The sequence below is a fragment of the Sphingobium fuliginis genome, assembly GCF_004152845.1.
GTDB lineage: Bacteria > Pseudomonadota > Alphaproteobacteria > Sphingomonadales > Sphingomonadaceae > Sphingobium > Sphingobium fuliginis.
In genome coordinates, this window is the sequence record NZ_SEON01000002.1 from 23,568 (window position 1) to 42,059 (window position 18,492).

The following is an 18,492-nucleotide window of genomic DNA, read 5'->3' on the forward strand; positions in this document are numbered from 1 at the left end:
ATTACGCTTCCTCGCCCGCCCGCTGGCGGCGCACCTTGGCATAGGACATCATGCCGAAGGGGATGAGCGCAAGGTAGAAGGCGCACAACACCAGCAGCGTCAGCCACGGATCGGTGATCAGCAGCGCCGCCAGCAGACCCGCCAGCGCGATCGCCTCCAGCCGGATGCGTTTGCGCAGGCGCAGCGCCGACCAGCTATAGGTCGCGATGTTGGAGATCATCAGGAAAGCCGTGAAGGCGGTCCAGGGCGCCACGACATACCATTCCCGAAAAAGCGGCTCGCCCGTCACCAGCCAGAGATAGAGCGGCACGAAGGCCAGCCCCGCACCTGCCGGAGCCGGCACGCCGGTCAGGAAACCGGCGGATTTGTGCGGCTGAACATCGGCGTCGATATTCGCATTGAACCGCGCCAGCCGCAGCGCGCAGGACAGCGCATGGGCGAGCGCGAAGATCCAGCCGAATTTCGGCATGGCGTTCAGCGACCAGAGATAGAGCACCAGCGCCGGCGCCACGCCAAAGGCGATGGAGTCCGACAAGGAGTCGAGTTCGGCCCCGAAACGGCTCTCCCCCCGCAACAACCGCGCGATGCGCCCGTCCAGCCCATCCAGCACCCCGGCGATGAGGATGGAGAGCACCGCCCTCTCCCACTCGCCCGATATGCCGTAGCGCACGCCGGTCAGGCCGAAGCACAGGGCCATTGCGGTCACGGCGTTGGGCGCCACCATCCGCAGGGTGATCCCCCGGCGCAATCCGCGCGGGATGGCGCGCCGCTGCCGCATTATTGCTGAATCCCCGAAATCACGCGCATGTCACCGATCTGGCCCAGGATCGTCTCACCCGCGACGGTGCGCTGCCCCAGCACCACGCGCGGCGCGGTGCCGGCGGGCAGATAGACGTCGACCCGGCTGCCGAAACGGATGAGGCCGATGCGCTGTCCGGCCGCGACCATGTCGCCCGGCTTCACGAAGGGCACGATCCGCCGCGCCACCAATCCGGCGATCTGGGTGAAGCCGATGCGCACGCCGTCATGCCGCTCCACCAATATATGCTGGCGCTCATTATCCTCGCTCGCCTTGTCGAGATCGGCGTTCAGGAACTTGCCCGAGATATAGACGACCGATTTCACCGTCCCGCCGATCGGCGTGCGGTTGATGTGGACGTCGAACACGCTCATGAAGATCGACACGCGGATCATGGGCTGGTCGCCCAGCCCATCCGCCCCTGCCATCTCGCGGGGGGGCGGCACCCGCTGGATCAGCGTCACCAGCCCATCGGCGGGGGCGACGATGGCCCGCTCATCCTGCGGCACCGCGCGCACCGGATCGCGGAAGAACGCCAGCACCCAGATGGTCACCATCACCATCAGCCAGCCGAGGATTTCCCAGCCGACCAGGAACAGCAGCGCGGTGATGGCCGCCGCGATCAGGCCGAATTTCACGCCCTCCGGATGCACGGAGGGGAAGCGCCATTTCACATTGCCGCCCAGTGCGACCGTCAGTTCGTCATTTTCCATGGGCACCGTCTTTAAGGACAGACACTTGCAGTGACAACGTCCGATACCGTCGCAGGAGCCATGAAATGTTCCAATCCTGCAAAGGGCATTGGACGGTTGAACATTGCCGTCGCTTTGCCTAGGGCGGTCGCAAATTCCACCCGAACGAGAAGGCGAACAGGCGCTATGGCTAAGATCAAGGTGAAAAACCCCGTCGTGGAGATCGATGGCGATGAAATGACGCGGATCATATGGCAGTGGATCCGTGAGCGCCTGATTCTCCCCTATCTCGACATCGATCTTAAATATTACGATCTGGGCGTCGAGAAGCGCGACGAAACCAACGACCAGATCACCATCGATTCCGCCAACGCGATCAAGGAACATGGCGTCGGCGTGAAATGCGCCACCATCACCCCGGATGAAGCCCGCGTGGAGGAATTCGGCCTGAAGGAAATGTGGAAGTCGCCCAACGGCACCATCCGCAACATCCTGGGCGGCGTGGTGTTCCGTGAACCCATCGTCATCCGCAACGTGCCGCGCCTGGTCCCCGGCTGGACCGACCCCATCGTCATCGGCCGCCACGCCTTCGGCGACCAGTATCGCGCCACCGACTTCCTCGTCCCCGGCCCCGGCAAGCTGCGCATGGTGTGGGACGGCGCCAATGGCGAGAAGATCGAGAAGGACGTCTTCAACTTCCCCAGCTCCGGCGTCGCCATGGGCATGTACAATCTGGACGACTCGATCCGCGATTTCGCCCGCGCCAGCATGAACTACGCGCTGGGCCGCGGCTGGCCGCTGTACCTCTCGACCAAGAACACCATTCTCAAGGCCTATGACGGCCGCTTCAAGGACCTGTTCCAGGAAGTGTTCGACAATGAATTCGCCGACGAGTTCAAGAAGGTGGGCGCCGTCTACGAACATCGCCTGATCGACGACATGGTCGCCTCCGCCCTCAAGTGGAGCGGCAAGTTCGTCTGGGCCTGCAAGAATTACGATGGCGACGTCCAGTCGGACACCGTGGCGCAGGGGTTCGGCTCGCTGGGTCTCATGACCTCCGTGCTGCTGTCGCCCGACGGCAAGACCGTCGAGGCCGAAGCCGCGCACGGCACCGTCACCCGCCACTATCGCCAGCATCAACAGGGCAAGGCGACCTCGACCAATCCGATCGCCTCGATCTTCGCCTGGACCCAGGGCCTTTCCTATCGCGGCAAGTTCGACGAAACGCCGGAAGTCACCAAGTTCGCGGAAACGCTGGAAAAGGTCTGCATCGAAACGGTCGAGGGCGGCGCGATGACCAAGGATCTCGCCCTGCTGATCGGTCCGGAACAGGCGTGGATGACCACCGAGCAGTTCTTCGAGGCGATCCGCGTGAACCTGGAAGAAGCCATGGGCAAGTGGCAATAATCGGACGGAACTGATCCGCCCTTCCGCGGTTCAATACGGAAACGGAACGAGGCGGCGCCGTGTATCGGCGCCGCCTTTTCCATGGCAGGAGATCAGCGATGACGACGACAGCCAAGAAACGCCTGGAGGTCCGGGCCGCCGTTCCTTCCGATGTACGCGGCATCCAGCGACTGATCGCCCGGGTCTATCCCGGCATGCCCAATTATTCGCTCGCCACCCTGCGCGGGCAGATCAACAATTTCCCCAATGGCTGCTTCGTCGCGCTCTACGACAATAAGGTCGTCGGCTATTGCGCGACCATGCGGGTCAGCAAGGCGATGGCCTTTTCCCATCATGACTGGGAGGAGATCACGGCAAACGGCTTCGGCACGCGGCACAGCGCGGCGGGCGAGTGGCTGTACGGCTATGAAATGGCCGTCGACCCCAAGCTGCGCGGCCTGCGCATCGGCCAGCGCCTCTATGACGAGCGCAAGGAGCTGGCCGAGGAACTGGACCTGCACGGCATCGTCATCGCCGGGCGCATGCCGGGCTATGCGCGTGCGAAGCGGCGCGTCGATGGCCCGGCGGATTATCTGGACAAGGTCGTGCACGGCAAGCTGCGCGATCAGGTGATCAGCTTCCAGCTCAAGAACCAGTTCGAGCCGCTCGGCGTGCTGGAAAACTACCTGCCCGAAGACAGGCAGTCCGACGGACACGCCGCCCATCTGGTATGGCGCAACCCCTATGTCGACCCCGACGAAGCGCCCGAAATGCGGGTGCCGCGCGGCGTGGAAAGCGTCCGCCTAGCCACCTGTCAGTTGCAGGCCCGCGCGGTGAAGGACTTCGAAGAGTTCATTCGCAATATCGAATATTTCGTCGACGTGGCGGCAGATTATCGCTCCGACTTCATCGTTTTTCCCGAACTGTTCACCCTGCCGCTGCTCTCCTACGAAACCAAGAAGCTCACTCCGATCGAGGCCATCGACAGGCTGACCGGCTACACCCCGCGCCTGACCCGCGAACTGGAGCGGATGGCGCTGGAATATAATATCAACATCATCGGCGGCTCCCATCCGACGCGGGCAGAGGATGGCGACATCCAGAATATCGCCTATGTCGCCCTGCGCGACGGTTCGCTGCACACGCAGGAGAAGATCCACCCGACGCCCAACGAAGCCTTCTGGTGGAACATCAAGGGCGGGGACTCGCTGGACGTGATCCAGACCGACTGCGGGCCGATCGGCGTGCTCATCTGTTATGACAGCGAATTTCCGGAACTGGCGCGGCGACTGGTGGACCAGGGCGCGCGGATCATCTTCGTCCCCTTCTGCACCGACTCGCGGCTGGGCTATATGCGCGTGCGCTATTGCGCGCAGGCCCGCGCCATCGAGAATCAATGCTATGTCGTCATGTCGGGCAATGTCGGCAACCTGCCCAATGTCGACAATATGGACATCCAATATGCGCAGAGCGCGATCCTGACGCCCTGCGACCTGCCCTTTGCGCGGGACGGGATCGCGGCGGAATCGACGGAGAATGTCGAAACGCTGACCATGGCCGACGTGAACCTGGCGGACCTGAGCTGGGCGCGGGCGGAGGGTACGGTCCGCAACCTGCGCGACAGGCGGTTCGACCTCTATCATATCGACTGGGACAGCAATCCCGACCACAGCCATGCGCCGAGCGGCGGGCCGGTGCCGGCGGGCGGGCACAATGCGCCGGGTGGCGGCTGAGCTTCTCCGCCGGGTCGCCTCTATGCGGACGATTTTTCGAGCATGACGGCCGTCCGCCCCTTGTAGACCGCCTCCCTGAACGGCGCATAGCCCAACCTGGCCGCAAGCCTGAGCGATGGGTCGTTGGCGGGATCGATGAGGCAGACGGTTCGGCCGGCACCCTTGCGCCGCGCATACCAGTCGTGCGCGGCGCAGGCGGCCTCGAACGCGTAGCCGCGGCCATGTACCTCGGATGAGAAAATCCAGGCCGCTTCCCCCGCCTTGTCGAAATCATCGCCGAGGCCCCGATGGAAATCCGCCAGCCCGGTTTCTCCGACATAGCGGCCGCTGGCCTTTTCGATCACCGCGAAAATGCCGTAGCCCAGAAGGGACCAGTGCCCCTCATAACGCAGGATGCGGTTCCAGGCGTCTTCCGGCGAAGGAGCTACGCCGCCGATATGCCGCATCAGGTCCATGTCCGACCACATGGCGCAATAAGGCGCGAAGTCAGCGAGCGTGTAGGGGCGAAGGCGCAGTCTTTCCGTCTCGATCATTCCCCAGAGGATAGAGCGGCCCGGTTCGGCCGGCAACGGCTGGCGCCCTCCGACACGCAACCTCCCCCGTCGCGGATCATTGTCATCCGCATGCCGTCGACCGCCATCGCCCGTTTCGACTATGACGCCACCCAGCGCCGGCTGGACGTGCAGTTCGTCAGCGGGCGGCGCTACAGCTATCATGATGTCCCGGTGGACGTCGCGGAAGGCATGCGCGCCGCCACGTCCAAGGGCGGCTATTTCAACCGCCGCATCCGGGACCGCTACCGCTTCACTCGCCAGTGAATCACTCGCCAGCCATCTATCACTCGACAGTGACGGACTTGGCGAGGTTCCTTGGCTGGTCGACGTCCGTGCCCTTGGCCACGGCGACATGATAGGCCAGCAACTGCACCGGCACGGCATAGACCATCGGCGCGATCAGCGGATGCACCTTGGGCATGGTGATGGTCGCCATGCAGCCCTCGCCCGCCGCCTGCACCCCGTCATAGTCGGAGATCAGCACAACCTTGCCGCCGCGCGCCTGCACTTCCTGCATGTTGCTGACGGTCTTCTCGAACAGCGGCCCGCTGGGCGCCAGCACGATCACCGGCACCTTGTCGTCGATCAAGGCGATGGGACCATGCTTCATCTCGCCCGCGGCGTAGCCCTCGGCATGGATATAGCTGATTTCCTTGAGCTTCAGCGCCCCTTCCAGCGCCAGCGGATAGTCCGGCCCGCGCCCCAGATAGAGCACGTCGCGGGCTCCCGCGATCAGATGCGCCATCGCCTCTATCGATTCATCATAGGCCAGCGCCCCGTTGAGCGCGGCGGGCGCTTCGGACAGGTGGCGGACCAGTTCCTTCTCCGCCTTCGCGTCCAGCCGCCCCTTGGCGCGGGCGAGATTGGCCGCGAACGCCGCCAGCACCGCCAACTGGCAGGTGAAGGCCTTGGTCGACGCCACGCCGATCTCCGGCCCGGCATTGGTGGGCAGCAGCAGGTCCGCCTCCCGCGCCATGGTGCTGGTTGGCACGTTGACGACGGCGGCGATCTTCTGCCCTTCGGCCCGCGCATGGCGGAGCGCGGCGAGCGTATCGGCGGTCTCGCCCGACTGGCTGATGACGATCATCAGGCCGCCCTCCTCCATCACCGGGGCGCGGTAGCGGAACTCGCTCGCCACATCGATGTCGACAGGCACGCGGGCGAATTGCTCGAACCAATATTTGGCGACCATGCCCGCATAATAGCTGGTGCCGCAGGCGACGATGGTGACGCGGCGGATGGTTCCCAGGTCGAAATCGGGGATCGGCAGCGACACCTGATCCTCCATCCGGCGCAGATAGGAACGCAGGGTCTGGGCCACGACCACCGGCTGCTCATAAATTTCCTTGAGCATATAGTGGCGGTGATTGCCCTTGGAGATCAGTTCGCCGGTCACGCCGCTGATGGTGACGGGGCGTTCGACGGGGTTGTTGTCCTTGTCGAAAATCTCCGCGCCGTCGCGGGTGATGACGACCCAGTCGCCTTCCTCCAGATAGGCGATGCGCTGGGTCAGCGGGGCCAGCGCCAGCGCGTCGGAACCGAGATAGGTCTCACCCTCGCCATAGCCCACCACCAGCGGCGAACCCAGGCGCGCGCCGATGAGAATCTCGGGATGGCTGCGGAACAGGATCGCCAGCGCAAAGGCGCCATGCAGGCGCGGCAAAACCTGCGCCACGGCATCGCGGGGCGACGCGCCCTGCTCCACCAGCTCGCTCACCAGATGGGCGACGACTTCCGTGTCGGTCTGGCTGTCGAAAGTCCGGCCCCGCGCCATCAGTTCCTCGCGCAGCGGCTTGAAATTCTCGATGATGCCGTTGTGGACGAGCGCCACTTCCTTCGTGGCGTGGGGATGGGCGTTGCTGGTCGTCGGCGCGCCATGGGTGGCCCAGCGGGTGTGGGCGATGCCGGTGGTGCCCGGCAGGGGCGCGGCGTCCAGTTCCTTCACCAGATTGGCGAGCTTCCCCTCGGCCCGGCGGCGGTCGATCCGCCCGTCATGGACGGTGGCGACGCCCGCGCTGTCATAGCCGCGATATTCCAGGCGCCTGAGGCCCTCCACCAGCCGTCCCGCCACGTCGTCCTTGCCGATGATTCCGATGATACCGCACATGGATAGTCAGTCCCAAAGCCGTGAAAACTCTATGCTTACGCCGCCTATGCCACGATCATGCGGCGGGCGACAGGGGTACCGCATCATCGTGGATGAATTGTAATCAGCCAGACATCGGGGGGCGCCAGCATCCGGATCGGCAGGCCGCTGGTGCCGAGCCCCGCGGACACCACCATGGTCCGCCGCCCTTCCCGATACACCCCGCAGGCATAGCGGGTGCCATAGCGCGAGGGCACATAGACGATGCCCGCAAAGGGCAAGGCTACCTGCCCGCAATGGGTATGCCCGACCAGCGTCAGCATCGCCCGGTCGGGCAGCAGCGGAAAGGCGTCCGGCCCGTGCGACAGCATCAGCGGCGCGGCGCCCAGCGCCTGCATGGCCGCCAGCGTCCCGGGAATATCGGGCCGCCCGGTATAGATGTCGCGCAGTCCGCCAATGGCCAGCGGTCCCCGCCGCACCGCCTGATTGTCGAGCAGGCGGATGCCGATCCGGCCGAACAGATCGCCCCATTGCCGGCGGCTGATCCCCGTATGCTTGCGCGCATCGTGATTGCCCAGCACCGCCACCACCCCCAGCGGGGCGCGCAAGGCGGCGAAGGGAGCGATGCTCTGCGCCGGATCATAGGTCGCACCGCCCTTGTCGTCCCCGATATAGTCGCCGCCCAGCACGATCAGCTCGGGCCTGAGGCGGTTCACCAGAGCGACGATCCGCGCCATCCGCTCCGGACTGTTATCGGGACCGGACAAATGGCTGTCGGTCAGCAGCGCCACCGTCACCGGGCGGCGCGGCGCATCCGCCGGAAAGGGCAGCGCAACGTCCAGCCGCCGCACAACCGGCATGGCCCGCGCATTGGCATAGAGCCAGACCGCCCCGCCCGGCACGGCCAGAAGGATGAGCAGCAGCGCCGCAAGCCAGCGCCGCCTTCGCAGAAGACCCGTCACTTGGCGGCTTTGCGCGCCTGCATCCGCGCCCGGAAGCGGGCCGCCCAGCCGGGCTTCGCCTCCTGCTTCGGCCGGACGAGGCATAGCGCGTCGGCCTCCACCGGCTGGGTCACGACGCTGCCGGCCGCCACGATCGCGCCGTCGCCTATCTTCACCGGCGCGACCAGCGCGCTGTTGGAGCCGATGAAGGCGCCCACGCCGATTTCCGTCCGATATTTGAAGAAGCCGTCATAATTGCAGGTGATGGTGCCCGCGCCGATATTCGCGCCCGCGCCCACGCTGGCGTCCCCGATATAGGACAGGTGATTGGCCTTGGCGCCCTCGCCCAGTTCGGCCTTCTTCACCTCGACGAAATTGCCGACCTTGGCCTTGACGCCGATTTTCGCGCCGGGACGCAGCCGGGCATAGGGGCCGATTTCCGCGCCCTTGCCGACGGCTGCGCCCTCCAGATGGGAAAAGGCGTGGATCGTCGCATCGTCCGCCACGCTGACGCCGGGGCCGAAGACGACATGCGGCTCGATCACCACATCGCGGCCCAGCAGCGTGTCATGCGCGAAGAACACCGTTTCCGGCGCGATCAGCGTCGCGCCCTCCCGCATCGCCTCGGCCCGGCGGCGGTCCTGCCAGACGGCCTCCACCCCCGCCAGTTCGGCGCGGCTGTTGACGCCCGCCACTTCCCAGGCCTCCGCCTCGATCACCGCGCTCTGGGCGCCGGGCAGCATGACGATGTCGGGCAGATAATATTCGCCCGCCGCATTGTCGTTGCCGATCTTGTCGAGCAGCACGAAAAGATCGGTCGACCGCACTGCCATCAGCCCGGAATTGCAGAGCGTCACCGCCCGCTCCTCCGCATTGGCGTCCTTATATTCGACCATCTTCTCGATCACGCCCTGATCGCGGGCGATGATCCGGCCATAAGCGGCGGCATCTTCCGGCCGGAAGCCCAGCACCACGGCGCGCGGCTCGTCGCCCCAGTTCAGGCGATCCAGCATGCTCCGCAGCGTTTCGGCGCGCACCAGCGGCACGTCGCCATAGAGGATCAATATGTCGCCCGCGAAACCGGCCAGCGCGTCATGCGCCTGCGCCACGGCATGGCCGGTGCCCAGCTGCTGTTCCTGCACGGCGATGACGGCGCCGCTGCCCTCCACAGCCCTTTCCACCTGTTCGCGCCCAGCACCGACCACCACGACCTGCCGCTCGGGCTGCAACTCCGCCACGCTGGCGAGCAGATGGAGAAGCATCGGCCGCCCCGCAATCGGGTGCAGAACCTTGTGTCTGGCCGACTTCATGCGCGTGCCCTGTCCGGCGGCAAGGATGATCACGGCCAAGGGGCGAGCGGGGGAGCGGCTGGAGGTCACGGGGGCATCCTTCACGAAAGGGCCAAGAATCTGAGCGCTCTCTGCCATGTTTGACTTGCCTTTGCCACCACCCAGGCGGCATGAGCCGGGCATGGTTTCCATTCCCTTCGACATTGTCGGCTTCGACCTTGACGGCACCCTGCTCGATACCAGCGGCGACCTGGCGGCGGCGGTCAACTACGCCATCGCCACCGACGGGCGGCCGCCCTTTCCGGTCGAGGCGATCCATCCCTTTGTCGGCAAGGGGGCGAAGGTGATGCTTCAGCGCGCGCTCGACGCCTCGGGCGGCTATGACGACGCCATGCTGGAAAGGATGCTGCCGATCCTGCTGGATTATTATGAGCAGAATCTGGCGATCCATTCGCTGCCCTATCCCGGCCTGATCGCGGCGATGGATGCGCTGGAGGAGGCGGGCGTGAAGCTCGCCATCTGCACCAACAAGGCGGAGCGCTTCACCATTCCCCTGCTGCACCAGATCGGCCTGTCGGACCGTTTCGCCAGCGTCGTCGGCGGCGACACGGTCGGCATCGCAAAGCCCGACCCGGCGCCGATCCACGCCATGATCGAGCGCGCGGGCGGCGGGCGGACGATCTTCCTGGGCGACACGATCAACGACATCGCCGGGGCGCGCAATGCGGGCATCCCCAGCATCGCCGTCAGCTTCGGCTTTCTCGACGGGCCGGTCGAGGCGCTGGAGGCCGACGCCGTCATCCACCATTTTGACGAGCTGGTGCCGCTGCTCGAAGGCTGGCCGGCATGACCCTTCGCCTGGAACGCGACGGCGCGGTCGCCACGCTGCTGATCGACCGGCCCCGGCAGCACAACGCCATGAACCAGGAGATGTGGGAGCGATTGCCCCAACTGGTGCAGGAAGCGATGGCGGACGAGGCGATCCGCGTGCTGATCCTGACATCGGCTGCACCGGGCCTGTTCTGCGCGGGTGCGGACATCCACGAATTCGCGCGTCATTCGGGCGAGGAGGATTGGCGCGTCGCCAATCAGGCGGCGATCCGCGCCACCCAATATGCCCTGGCCCATGCCGAAAAACCGGTGATCGCGGCCATAGACGGGGACGCGATCGGCGGCGGATGCGGCATGGCCATCGCCTGCGATCTGCGGATCGCCTCCCCCTCCGCCAGGCTGGGCATCACGCCGGCCAAGCTCGGGATCGTCTATTCGCTGTTCGACACCAGGCTGCTGGTGGATCTGGTGGGGCCGGCGCGGGCCAAGCGCATCCTGTTCACCGCCGCCCTCCATGATGCGGAGGATGCGCTCGCCATCGGCCTGATCGACCAGATCGCCCCCGCCCCGCTGGAGACAGCAGTGGAACTGGCTCGGCGCATGGCCGCCAATGCCCAGCATTCGATCCGTTCTTCCAAGGCGATCGTCCGCCGCATCCTGGATGGACAGGCGGATGACGACGCGGAAACGCTGGCCATGTTCCGGGACGCCTTCACCCTGCCCGACTTTCAGGAGGGCGTGCAGGCCTTCCGCGACAAGCGTCGTCCCCGCTTCTGACCCGCTCATCGCATGTTCATCCAAATTGGATGAACATCTCATCCGATCCGGAAGTATTTGTTAAGGATCGGCTTTTACCGGTCTCCCGACACGGACGACGCGCCGGCTCGCGCATGACTTTCGACCGATAGAAGGAACAGGCACGCAGCGTGGGAGAGAATTTCGCCTTCTTCCTGCCCGTCATGATGGCGAGCTTCGGCGTGGTTTTCGCCTTTGTCTGGACCCTGCGGGTGCGCGCCGCGGGATATTGGAGCGCCGCCTTCTTCTGCGTCGCGGGCGGCTTTGCCGTGCCGGCGGGCTTCGCCCTTGTGCCGACGCCCTTCTGGGGCTTCCTGGCGGACCTGCTGTTCGCCAGCGGCTTCCTGCTGTTCAGCCAGGCTTTGCTGGAACGGTGGCGGCCCAACTGGCTGCTGCGAGTGCGGATCGCGATCTGGGCGCTGTCCGTGATGCTGTGCGCCGTTTCCCTCATGCTGGACAATCTGCCCTTCGAACTGGCCGCGTCCGATTTCGGCTGCTTCCTGCTGATCGGCCTGCCGCTGATCGCCGGCAGGGATCGCCTCGACAACTGGTCGGACCGCACATTGTTCGGCGCGGCGACGCTGGTCGCGCTGGACAATCTGATACGCGGCAGCACCGTGCCCCTTACCCTGTCGGGCGGCAGTTTCCTGAGCAGCGACTATGCCTTCCTGATGCAGGCGCTTGCCTGCGTCCTTGGCCTGTTCCTGGCTCTGGCCGCGCTTGCGGCGAACATGCTCGACCTTCTCGCCCGCTATCAGCGCGACGCGCTGCATGACCCCCTCTCCGGCCTGCTCAACCGCCGGGGATTCGACGATGCCATCGGCCAGAGGGCGCGGAAACTGCCGACGCAGGGCAGCCTGATCGTCTGCGACATCGACCATTTCAAGTCGATCAACGATGCCCATGGCCATGCGCTGGGCGATCGCGTGATCGTCACACTGGCGCGGATATTGGTGCAATTCGCGCCTGCCGAGGCCATCACGGCGCGCTTCGGCGGGGAGGAATTCATATTGTTCCTCCCCGATGCCGACGCGGCCCGGGCAGCCACGGTCGCCAATGACATTCGGGAGAGCATCGCGCAGGAGGTCGCTCGCCAGCTTGGCCTTTCGCGCCCCCTTACCGCCAGTTTCGGATTGTCGGCCGTCCAATCCGGCGATGCCGCGATCCACGATGCCATCGCGCGGGCGGATGCGGCGCTCTATGAAGCGAAGACGCATGGCCGCAACCGGGTCTGCGTGCGGCGGGCGCTTGCCGTACCTGACAAGCGCGCCGACGGTCCAAGGTCCCGGGCCCAGAGCGGATAGAATTTGCTCCGCTCCCTGCACGACCTGGGAACGGCATTCCTGCCTTCGCGAGAATGGGCGTGCCTCAACGCAATCGGGGCAAGCTCCACGCAATGCTCCAATCATCAATAGGCCATGAAAAAGGCCGCCCCGAAGGACGGCCTTCTCATTCTTTCCCAAGGGCGGGACGCGATCAGATGTGGATCGGCTTGCCCGTCACGGCCATGGCCGCTTCCTTGATCGCCTCGCTATGCGTCGGATGCGCGTGGCAGGTATAGGCAATGTCCTCGCTCGAAGCGCCGAATTCCATCGCCTGCGCCGCCTGCGCGATCATCGTGCCCGCAACCGTCGCGATGATCCAGACGCCCAGCACCTTGTCGGTTTCTGCATCGGCAATGATCTTCACGAAGCCATCGGGCTCATGGTTGGTCTTGGCGCGGCTGTTCGCCAGCATCGGGAATTTGCCGACCTTGATCGCGCCCTTTTCCTTGGCGGCCTCTTCCGTCAGGCCCACGCCAGCGATCTCCGGCTTGGTATAGACCACCGACGGGATCACGTCATGGTTCACGATCCCGGTCAGGCCCGCGATATTCTCGGCCACGGCAATGCCTTCATCCTCGGCCTTGTGCGCGAGCATCGGGCCGGGGATGACGTCGCCAATGGCCCAGACGCCGGGAACCTTGGTCGCGAAGTCATGATCGGTCTCGATCTGGCCACGGGCATTGAGTTCCAGACCGATCTTGTCGAGACCCAGCCCCTCCGTGTTCGGACGACGGCCGATCGACACCAGCACCACATCGGCCTCGATCTTCTCCGCCTCGCCGCCGGCGGCCGGCTCGACGGTCAGGGTCACGCCCTTCTTGCCGACTTCCGCGCTCGTGACCTTGGTGCCGAGCTTATATTCGAAGCCCTGCTTCTTGAAGATCTTGTTCGCTTCCTTGCGGACTTCGCCGTCCATGCCCGGCAGGATCTGGTCGAGGAACTCGACCACCGTGACCTTCGCACCGACGCGACGCCATACCGAACCCAGTTCCAGCCCGATGACCCCGCCGCCGACGACGACCAGATGGCCGGGAACCTTGTCCAGTTCCAGCGCGCCGGTCGAATCGACGATCCTGCCCCCCGCATTGTCTACCGCAACGCCCGGAAGCGGCGTGACCGACGAGCCGGTGGCGATGACGATGTTCTTCGCCGTCACCGTCTTGCCCGCGACTTCAACGGTGTTGGCGCCGGTGAAGCTCGCCAGACCCCTCAACCAGTCGACCTTGTTCTTCTTGAACAGATATTCGATGCCGCCGGTCAGGCCCTTCACCGCTTCCTTGCGCTGGCCCTGCATGGTGTCGAGGTCCAGGCTCATCTTGTCGATCTTCACGCCCAGCTTGGCGAGGGCGCCATTGGCGGCTTCCTCATACAGTTCCGAAGCGTGCAGCAGCGCCTTGGACGGAATGCAACCGACATTGAGGCAGGTGCCGCCCAGCGTCTCGCGGCTTTCGGCGCAGGCGGTCTTGAGGCCGAGCTGAGCCGCGCGGATCGCCGCGACATAACCACCGGGACCGGCGCCAATCACCAGAACATCATAATCGAAGTCTGCCATTTCTCACTCCATTGCCGTGCTCCCGCGAAAGCAGGAGCCCAGGGCGTCGTCAGAACAGCGTTTCGAACAAATCCCGCCATTGTGGATTATCGCGTTCGATCAGCTCGATCTTCCAGGCGCGTTTCCATTTCTTCATCCGCAGTTCGCAATGTCGCGCTTCCTGCAGATCGTCATATGCCTCAAACCAGACCAAAAGCTTACAATCATGGTCCTTGGTGAAACCGTCAATCAAGCCTTTGCGATGTTGATATGCCCTGGCCGCCAGATCGCTGGTGACACCCAGATATAGGGTGCCGTTGCGCCTGTTGGCCAGAAGATAGACATAGCCGGCTCGCGTAGCGCGTCTCCACCCTGGACTCCTGCTTCCGCAGGAGCACGGGTCGCATCTTTACAGGTCGATCAGCAGGCGGGTCGGGTCCTCGATCGCGTTCTTCACCGCGACGAGGAAGGTCACTGCCTCGCGACCGTCGATCAGGCGATGGTCATAGCTGAGCGCCAGATACATCATCGGGCGGATGACGATCTGGCCGTCGCGGACGACCGGGCGATCCTCGATGCGATGCAGGCCCAGCACCGCCGACTGCGGCGGGTTGATGATCGGGCTCGACAGCAGCGAACCGAACACGCCGCCATTGGAGATGGTGAAGGTGCCGCCCTTCATGTCCTCCATGGTCAGCGTGCCTTCCTTGGCCTTCTTGCCGAAGCTGCCGATCGTCTTCTCGATCTCGGCCACGCTCAGGCTCTCGGCATTGCGGATCACCGGCACGACCAGACCGTTCGGCGCCGACACGGCGACCGAGATGTCGGCGAAGTCGTTATAGACGATCTCGTCGCCTTCGATCTGCGCATTGACGCCCGGAATATCGCGCAGCGCCATGCAGACGGCCTTGGTGAAGAAGCCCATGAAGCCCAGGCGGACGCCATGCTTCTTCTCGAACAGGTCCTTGTACTTGGCGCGCGCCTCGATGACGTTGGTCATGTCGACGTCGTTATAGGTGGTCAGCAGCGCGGCATTGTTCTGCGCTTCCTTGAGCCGCTTGGCGACGGTCTGGCGCAGGCGGGTCATCTTGACGCGTTCCTGCGCGCGGCTGGGGCCAGCGGCAGGCGCAGCAGCGGCGGGCGCGGCGCCAGGCGCAGCAGCGGCGGCCTTGGCGGTACCGGCGGCGGCGGCGGCCACGACGTCGTCCTTGGTCAGGCGACCGTCCTTGCCCGTGCCCTTGATCTTGCTCGGATCAAGGCCATGTTCCAGCACCAGACGGCGCACGGCGGGCGACAGGGTCAGGTTGCCGCCCTCATCCTCATCGGCGGGGACCGAAGCGGCCGGGGCAGGCGTGGCGGCTTCCGCCTTGGCGGCGGGGGCCGGAGCAGCGGCAGGCGCTGCCGCAGCGGCCGCGCCCTCGTTGACATAGGCCAGCAGCGCGCCGACCTCGACCGTATCGCCTTCCTTGGCGACGATGTCGCCCAGCGTGCCGGCGGCCGGCGCGGGCACGTCGACCGCGACCTTGTCGGTTTCAAGGCTGACGATGGGCTCGTCGGCCTTCACGGCGTCGCCGGGCTTCTTGAGCCACTGGCCGACGGTTGCTTCGGTAACGGATTCACCCAAGGTGGGGACTTTGACTTCGGTAGCCATGAGCTTGTTCAGCCTTTCTTCTGGCGACGGATTTCTTCACGGACGCTGTGACCCAGCGCATCGGCGACGAGGGCGCCCTGCTCAGCGACATGGCGCTTGGCGAGGCCCGTGGCGGGCGACGCCGACGCCTTGCGGCCGGCATAGCGGGCGCGCATCGGCGCCTTGCCGGCGGCTGCCAGCGCTTCCTCGACATAGGGCTCCACGAAGAACCATGCGCCGTTGTTGCGCGGTTCTTCCTGACACCAGACGACTTCTTCCAGGTTCGTCATGCGCTCGATGCGCTTGGCGAGGGCTTCGGCCGCGAACGGGTAGATCTGCTCGATGCGCACGATCTGCACGTCCGTGTCGCCCGCGGCGTCGCGGGCTTCCATCAGGTCGTAGAACACCTTGCCGGAACAGAGCACCAGGCGGCGGGTGTCCTTGTCAGCGGCCCCATTGGGGTCCGACAGGATGCGCTTGAAGTGCGTTTCGCCCAGGAAGTCCTCCGCCTTGCTGACCGCCAGCTTGTGGCGCAGCAGCGACTTGGGCGCCATGATGATCAGCGGCTTGCGGAAGGGCCGCAGCATCTGACGACGCAGGACGTGGAAGTAATTGGCCGGGGTCGTGATGTTCGCGACCTGGATATTCCCTTCCGCGCAAAGCTGGAGATAGCGCTCCAGCCGGGCCGAGCTATGCTCGGGACCTTGGCCTTCATAGCCATGCGGCAGCAGGCAGACGAGACCGTTGGACCGCAGCCACTTGGTCTCCGACGAAGCGATATACTGGTCGAAGATGATCTGCGCGCCATTGGCGAAGTCGCCGAACTGCGCTTCCCACAGCACCAGGCTCTTGGGATCGGCCAGCGCGAAGCCATATTCGAAGCCCAGCACGCCATATTCGGAGAGCGGCGAATCCAGCACCTCGAACCGGCCATGCGGCACGGTCGAGAGCGGGATATATTTGTTCTCCCTATCCTGGTCGGTCCAGACCGCGTGCCGCTGGCTGAAGGTGCCGCGCCCGGAGTCCTGGCCCGACAAGCGGACGCCATAGCCTTCCGACAGCAGCGATCCGAAGGCCAGCGCCTCGCCGGTCGCCCAGTCGAAATTCTCGCCGGACTTGAACATCTCGGCCTTGGCGTCGATCACGCGCTTCAGCGTCTTGTGGACGTTGAGGCCCTCCGGAATCGCCGTCAGCGTCTTGCCCAGGCTGTCGAACAGCTTCTGGCTGATGGCGGACTCGACGCTCTGGCGGCTCGTTTCGGCATCGGCCGGCTTGTGCAGGCCGGACCACCGACCGGCGAACCAGTCGGCCTTGTTGGGCTTGTAGCTCTTGCCGGCCTCGAACTCTTCCTCCAGATGGTTGACGAAGTCGCCCGTCACCTGGGCGACGAAATCATCGTCGACCACGCCCTCCGCCTTCAGCCGCGCCGAATAGACGTCGCTGACCGGCGGATGCTGACGGATCTTCGCATACATTTGCGGCTGGGTGAAGGACGGCTCGTCGCCTTCATTGTGGCCGAAGCGGCGATAGCACCACATGTCGATCACGATGTCGCGGTGGAAGGTCTGGCGATATTCCATCGCCAGCTTGCACGCGAAGGTCACGGCCTCCGGATCATCGCCATTGACGTGCAGGATCGGGGCCTGGACGCCCTTCGCCACATCGCTGGGATAAGGCGAACCGCGCGAAAATTGCGGGCTGGTCGTGAAGCCGATCTGGTTGTTGACGATGAAGTGGATGCAGCCGCCGGTATTATAGCCCGACACGCCGGAGAAGCCGAAACATTCCCAGACGATTCCCTGCCCCGCAAAGGCCGCGTCGCCGTGGATCAGCACGGGCAGCACCTGCTCATGCTTGGCGAGGTCGTCACGGAAGGTCTGCTGCGCGCGCACCTTGCCCAGCACCACTGGATCGACGGTTTCGAGGTGCGACGGATTGGGGACCAGCGACATATGGACCTTGACGCCGTCGAACTCACGGTCGGTCGAGGTGCCGAGGTGATATTTGACGTCGCCCGATCCGCCGACATCCTCGGGATTGGCGGTGCCGCCCGAAAATTCGTGGAAGATGACGCGGAAGCCCTTGGCCATCACATTGGCGAGCACGTTCAGCCGGCCGCGATGCGCCATGCCATAGACGATCTCGCGCACGCCCTGCGCGCCGCCATATTTGATGATGGCTTCCAGCGCCGGGATCATCGATTCGCCGCCGTCCAGGCCGAAGCGCTTGGTGCCGACATATTTGCGGCCCAGGAACTTCTCATATTGCTCGGCGTGGATCACCTTGGCCAGGATCGCCTTCTTGCCTTCCGGCGTGAAATGGATTTCCTTGTCCTTGCCCTCCAGACGCTCCTGCAGGAAACGGCGTTCCTCCACGTCCGCGATGTGCATATATTCCAGGCCGACATTGCCGCAATAATTGGCGCGCAGGATCGCCACGATCTCACGCACGGTCGCATATTGCAGGCCCAGCGTGCCGCCCAGATAGACCTTCTTGTCCGGATCGTTCAGGCCGTGATATTCCGGCGTCAGGTCGGCCGGCAGATCGCGTTGGGTCAACCCCAGCGGGTCGAGATTGGCAGCCAGATGACCACGTACGCGATATGTGCGGATCAACATCTGCGCGCGTATTGCATCGTCGGCCGCACTTACGGCATCGGCATCCGAAACCGCCTTGCCGCTGGCCTTGGCGGCGGCCTTCACGGCCACTTGCATCTGCGTGGGGTCAAGCGCCCCGGTCAGGTCGTCGGTGTCGATCGGCGGCCAGTTGGTGCGCGCCCAGCTCGGTCCGCGCTCAATCTCGAAGTCCTGGTTTTCGTAACCCATTTCTCTCGTCCCATGCCAACCGCGTGCAGTCGCGGGTGCGGGGTAACAGATGGCCGGGGTGCAGCCCGGCCATCT

The 18,492-nt window shown here is 64.9% G+C and carries 16 protein-coding genes; 6 read left to right on the forward strand and 10 right to left on the reverse strand.

The genetic code is table 11. The features are described 5' to 3' along the window. Nucleotide 1 precedes the first annotated feature (1 nt). Both EWH10_RS05085 and EWH10_RS05090 read right to left on the reverse strand, forming a co-directional pair. The gene (locus tag EWH10_RS05085) at nt 2–778 is read right to left on the reverse strand and encodes a CDP-alcohol phosphatidyltransferase family protein (protein WP_025547851.1); all 777 of its coding nucleotides are present in this window, start codon (nt 776–778) and stop codon (nt 2–4) included. Then, nucleotides 778–1,512 (reverse strand): phosphatidylserine decarboxylase, encoded by a 735-nt coding sequence (locus tag EWH10_RS05090; protein ID WP_025547850.1) that lies wholly within the window; start codon nt 1,510–1,512, stop codon nt 778–780. The genes EWH10_RS05085 and EWH10_RS05090 overlap by 1 nt, the downstream gene beginning before the upstream one ends. Nucleotides 1,513–1,677: 165 nt before the next feature. On the opposite strand from EWH10_RS05090, the gene EWH10_RS05095 reads away from it, so the two are divergent. Both EWH10_RS05095 and EWH10_RS05100 read left to right on the forward strand, forming a co-directional pair. Beyond that, a complete protein-coding gene (locus tag EWH10_RS05095) occupies nt 1,678–2,898 on the forward strand; it encodes an NADP-dependent isocitrate dehydrogenase (RefSeq protein ID WP_025547848.1) in 1,221 nt (406 codons plus the stop codon). Between the two features lie 98 nt (nt 2,899–2,996). Further along, complete coding sequence (locus tag EWH10_RS05100; protein WP_065846816.1) at nt 2,997–4,610, forward strand: bifunctional GNAT family N-acetyltransferase/carbon-nitrogen hydrolase family protein; 1,614 nt, start codon at nt 2,997–2,999, stop codon at nt 4,608–4,610. A 20-nt stretch (nt 4,611–4,630) separates the two neighbouring features. Here EWH10_RS05100 and EWH10_RS05105 read toward each other — a convergent pair whose 3' ends face one another. After that, the gene (locus EWH10_RS05105) at nt 4,631–5,179 is read right to left on the reverse strand and encodes a GNAT family N-acetyltransferase (protein WP_229742449.1); all 549 of its coding nucleotides are present in this window, start codon (nt 5,177–5,179) and stop codon (nt 4,631–4,633) included. 54 nt (nt 5,180–5,233) lie between these two features. On the opposite strand from EWH10_RS05105, the gene EWH10_RS05110 reads away from it, so the two are divergent. Further along, nucleotides 5,234–5,428 carry a KTSC domain-containing protein gene (locus EWH10_RS05110; RefSeq protein WP_044661791.1) on the forward strand — a complete coding sequence of 65 codons (195 nt, stop codon included), beginning with the start codon at nt 5,234–5,236 and terminating at the stop codon, nt 5,426–5,428. 19 nt (nt 5,429–5,447) lie between these two features. Here EWH10_RS05110 and glmS read toward each other — a convergent pair whose 3' ends face one another. The 3 genes from glmS to glmU form a co-directional block, all read right to left on the reverse strand. Beyond that, entirely contained in the window at nt 5,448–7,271 is a 1,824-nt protein-coding gene (glmS, locus tag EWH10_RS05115) for a glutamine--fructose-6-phosphate transaminase (isomerizing) (protein WP_044661790.1), read from the reverse strand. An 83-nt stretch (nt 7,272–7,354) separates the two neighbouring features. Next, nucleotides 7,355–8,212 carry a metallophosphoesterase gene (locus EWH10_RS05120; RefSeq protein WP_044663072.1) on the reverse strand — a complete coding sequence of 286 codons (858 nt, stop codon included), beginning with the start codon at nt 8,210–8,212 and terminating at the stop codon, nt 7,355–7,357. Continuing rightward, nucleotides 8,209–9,501, reverse strand: a complete 1,293-nt coding sequence (gene glmU, locus EWH10_RS05125; RefSeq protein WP_229742502.1) for a bifunctional UDP-N-acetylglucosamine diphosphorylase/glucosamine-1-phosphate N-acetyltransferase GlmU — start codon at nt 9,499–9,501, stop codon at nt 8,209–8,211. Before glmU ends, EWH10_RS05120 begins: the two co-directional genes overlap by 4 nt. A 160-nt stretch (nt 9,502–9,661) precedes the next feature. On the opposite strand from glmU, the gene EWH10_RS05130 reads away from it, so the two are divergent. The 3 genes from EWH10_RS05130 (at nt 9,662) to EWH10_RS05140 (ending at nt 12,410) form a co-directional block, all read left to right on the forward strand. Then, nucleotides 9,662–10,330, forward strand: a complete 669-nt coding sequence (locus EWH10_RS05130) for an HAD family hydrolase (protein WP_170825624.1) — start codon at nt 9,662–9,664, stop codon at nt 10,328–10,330. Continuing rightward, nucleotides 10,327–11,088, forward strand: a complete 762-nt coding sequence (locus EWH10_RS05135; protein ID WP_025547835.1) for an enoyl-CoA hydratase/isomerase family protein — start codon at nt 10,327–10,329, stop codon at nt 11,086–11,088. The genes EWH10_RS05130 and EWH10_RS05135 overlap by 4 nt, the downstream gene beginning before the upstream one ends. Nucleotides 11,089–11,237: 149 nt before the next feature. Further along, nucleotides 11,238–12,410: a GGDEF domain-containing protein gene (locus tag EWH10_RS05140; protein WP_065846818.1), complete on the forward strand. Its 1,173-nt coding sequence runs from the start codon at nt 11,238–11,240 to the stop codon at nt 12,408–12,410. A gap of 172 nt (nt 12,411–12,582) precedes the next feature. Here the strand turns inward: EWH10_RS05140 and lpdA are convergent, their stop codons facing one another. From lpdA to EWH10_RS05160, 4 genes are all read right to left on the reverse strand, one after another. Further along, nucleotides 12,583–13,983 carry a dihydrolipoyl dehydrogenase gene (gene lpdA / locus EWH10_RS05145; protein WP_044661785.1) on the reverse strand — a complete coding sequence of 467 codons (1,401 nt, stop codon included), beginning with the start codon at nt 13,981–13,983 and terminating at the stop codon, nt 12,583–12,585. A 49-nt stretch (nt 13,984–14,032) separates the two neighbouring features. Further along, on the reverse strand, nt 14,033–14,296 hold the full coding sequence (locus EWH10_RS05150; protein ID WP_044661784.1) for a GIY-YIG nuclease family protein: 264 nt from the start codon (nt 14,294–14,296) through the stop codon (nt 14,033–14,035). A gap of 75 nt (nt 14,297–14,371) precedes the next feature. Then, nucleotides 14,372–15,613 carry a 2-oxoglutarate dehydrogenase complex dihydrolipoyllysine-residue succinyltransferase gene (odhB, locus tag EWH10_RS05155; protein ID WP_065846821.1) on the reverse strand — a complete coding sequence of 414 codons (1,242 nt, stop codon included), beginning with the start codon at nt 15,611–15,613 and terminating at the stop codon, nt 14,372–14,374. An 8-nt stretch (nt 15,614–15,621) separates the two neighbouring features. Beyond that, nucleotides 15,622–18,417 carry a 2-oxoglutarate dehydrogenase E1 component gene (locus EWH10_RS05160; RefSeq protein WP_044661782.1) on the reverse strand — a complete coding sequence of 932 codons (2,796 nt, stop codon included), beginning with the start codon at nt 18,415–18,417 and terminating at the stop codon, nt 15,622–15,624. Between the last annotated feature and the right edge of the window lie 75 nt (nt 18,418–18,492).

What these genes read in the sequence shown, in the direction of transcription:
- EWH10_RS05095 (WP_025547848.1), top strand. Translation starts at nt 1,678, where the DNA reads ATGGCTAAGATCAAGGTGAAAAACCCCGTCGTGGAGATCGATGGCGAT.
- EWH10_RS05110 (WP_044661791.1), top strand. Translation starts at nt 5,234, where the DNA reads ATGCCGTCGACCGCCATCGCCCGTTTCGACTATGACGCCACCCAGCGC.
- EWH10_RS05135 (WP_025547835.1), top strand. Translation starts at nt 10,327, where the DNA reads ATGACCCTTCGCCTGGAACGCGACGGCGCGGTCGCCACGCTGCTGATC.
- EWH10_RS05130 (WP_170825624.1), top strand. Translation starts at nt 9,662, where the DNA reads ATGGTTTCCATTCCCTTCGACATTGTCGGCTTCGACCTTGACGGCACC.
- EWH10_RS05100 (WP_065846816.1), top strand. Translation starts at nt 2,997, where the DNA reads ATGACGACGACAGCCAAGAAACGCCTGGAGGTCCGGGCCGCCGTTCCT.
- glmU (WP_229742502.1), bottom strand. Translation starts at nt 9,501, where the DNA reads ATGAAGTCGGCCAGACACAAGGTTCTGCACCCGATTGCGGGGCGGCCG.
- EWH10_RS05160 (WP_044661782.1), bottom strand. Translation starts at nt 18,417, where the DNA reads ATGGGTTACGAAAACCAGGACTTCGAGATTGAGCGCGGACCGAGCTGG.
- EWH10_RS05090 (WP_025547850.1), bottom strand. Translation starts at nt 1,512, where the DNA reads ATGGAAAATGACGAACTGACGGTCGCACTGGGCGGCAATGTGAAATGG.
- odhB (WP_065846821.1), bottom strand. Translation starts at nt 15,613, where the DNA reads ATGGCTACCGAAGTCAAAGTCCCCACCTTGGGTGAATCCGTTACCGAA.
- lpdA (WP_044661785.1), bottom strand. Translation starts at nt 13,983, where the DNA reads ATGGCAGACTTCGATTATGATGTTCTGGTGATTGGCGCCGGTCCCGGT.
- glmS (WP_044661790.1), bottom strand. Translation starts at nt 7,271, where the DNA reads ATGTGCGGTATCATCGGAATCATCGGCAAGGACGACGTGGCGGGACGG.
- EWH10_RS05085 (WP_025547851.1), bottom strand. Translation starts at nt 778, where the DNA reads ATGCGGCAGCGGCGCGCCATCCCGCGCGGATTGCGCCGGGGGATCACC.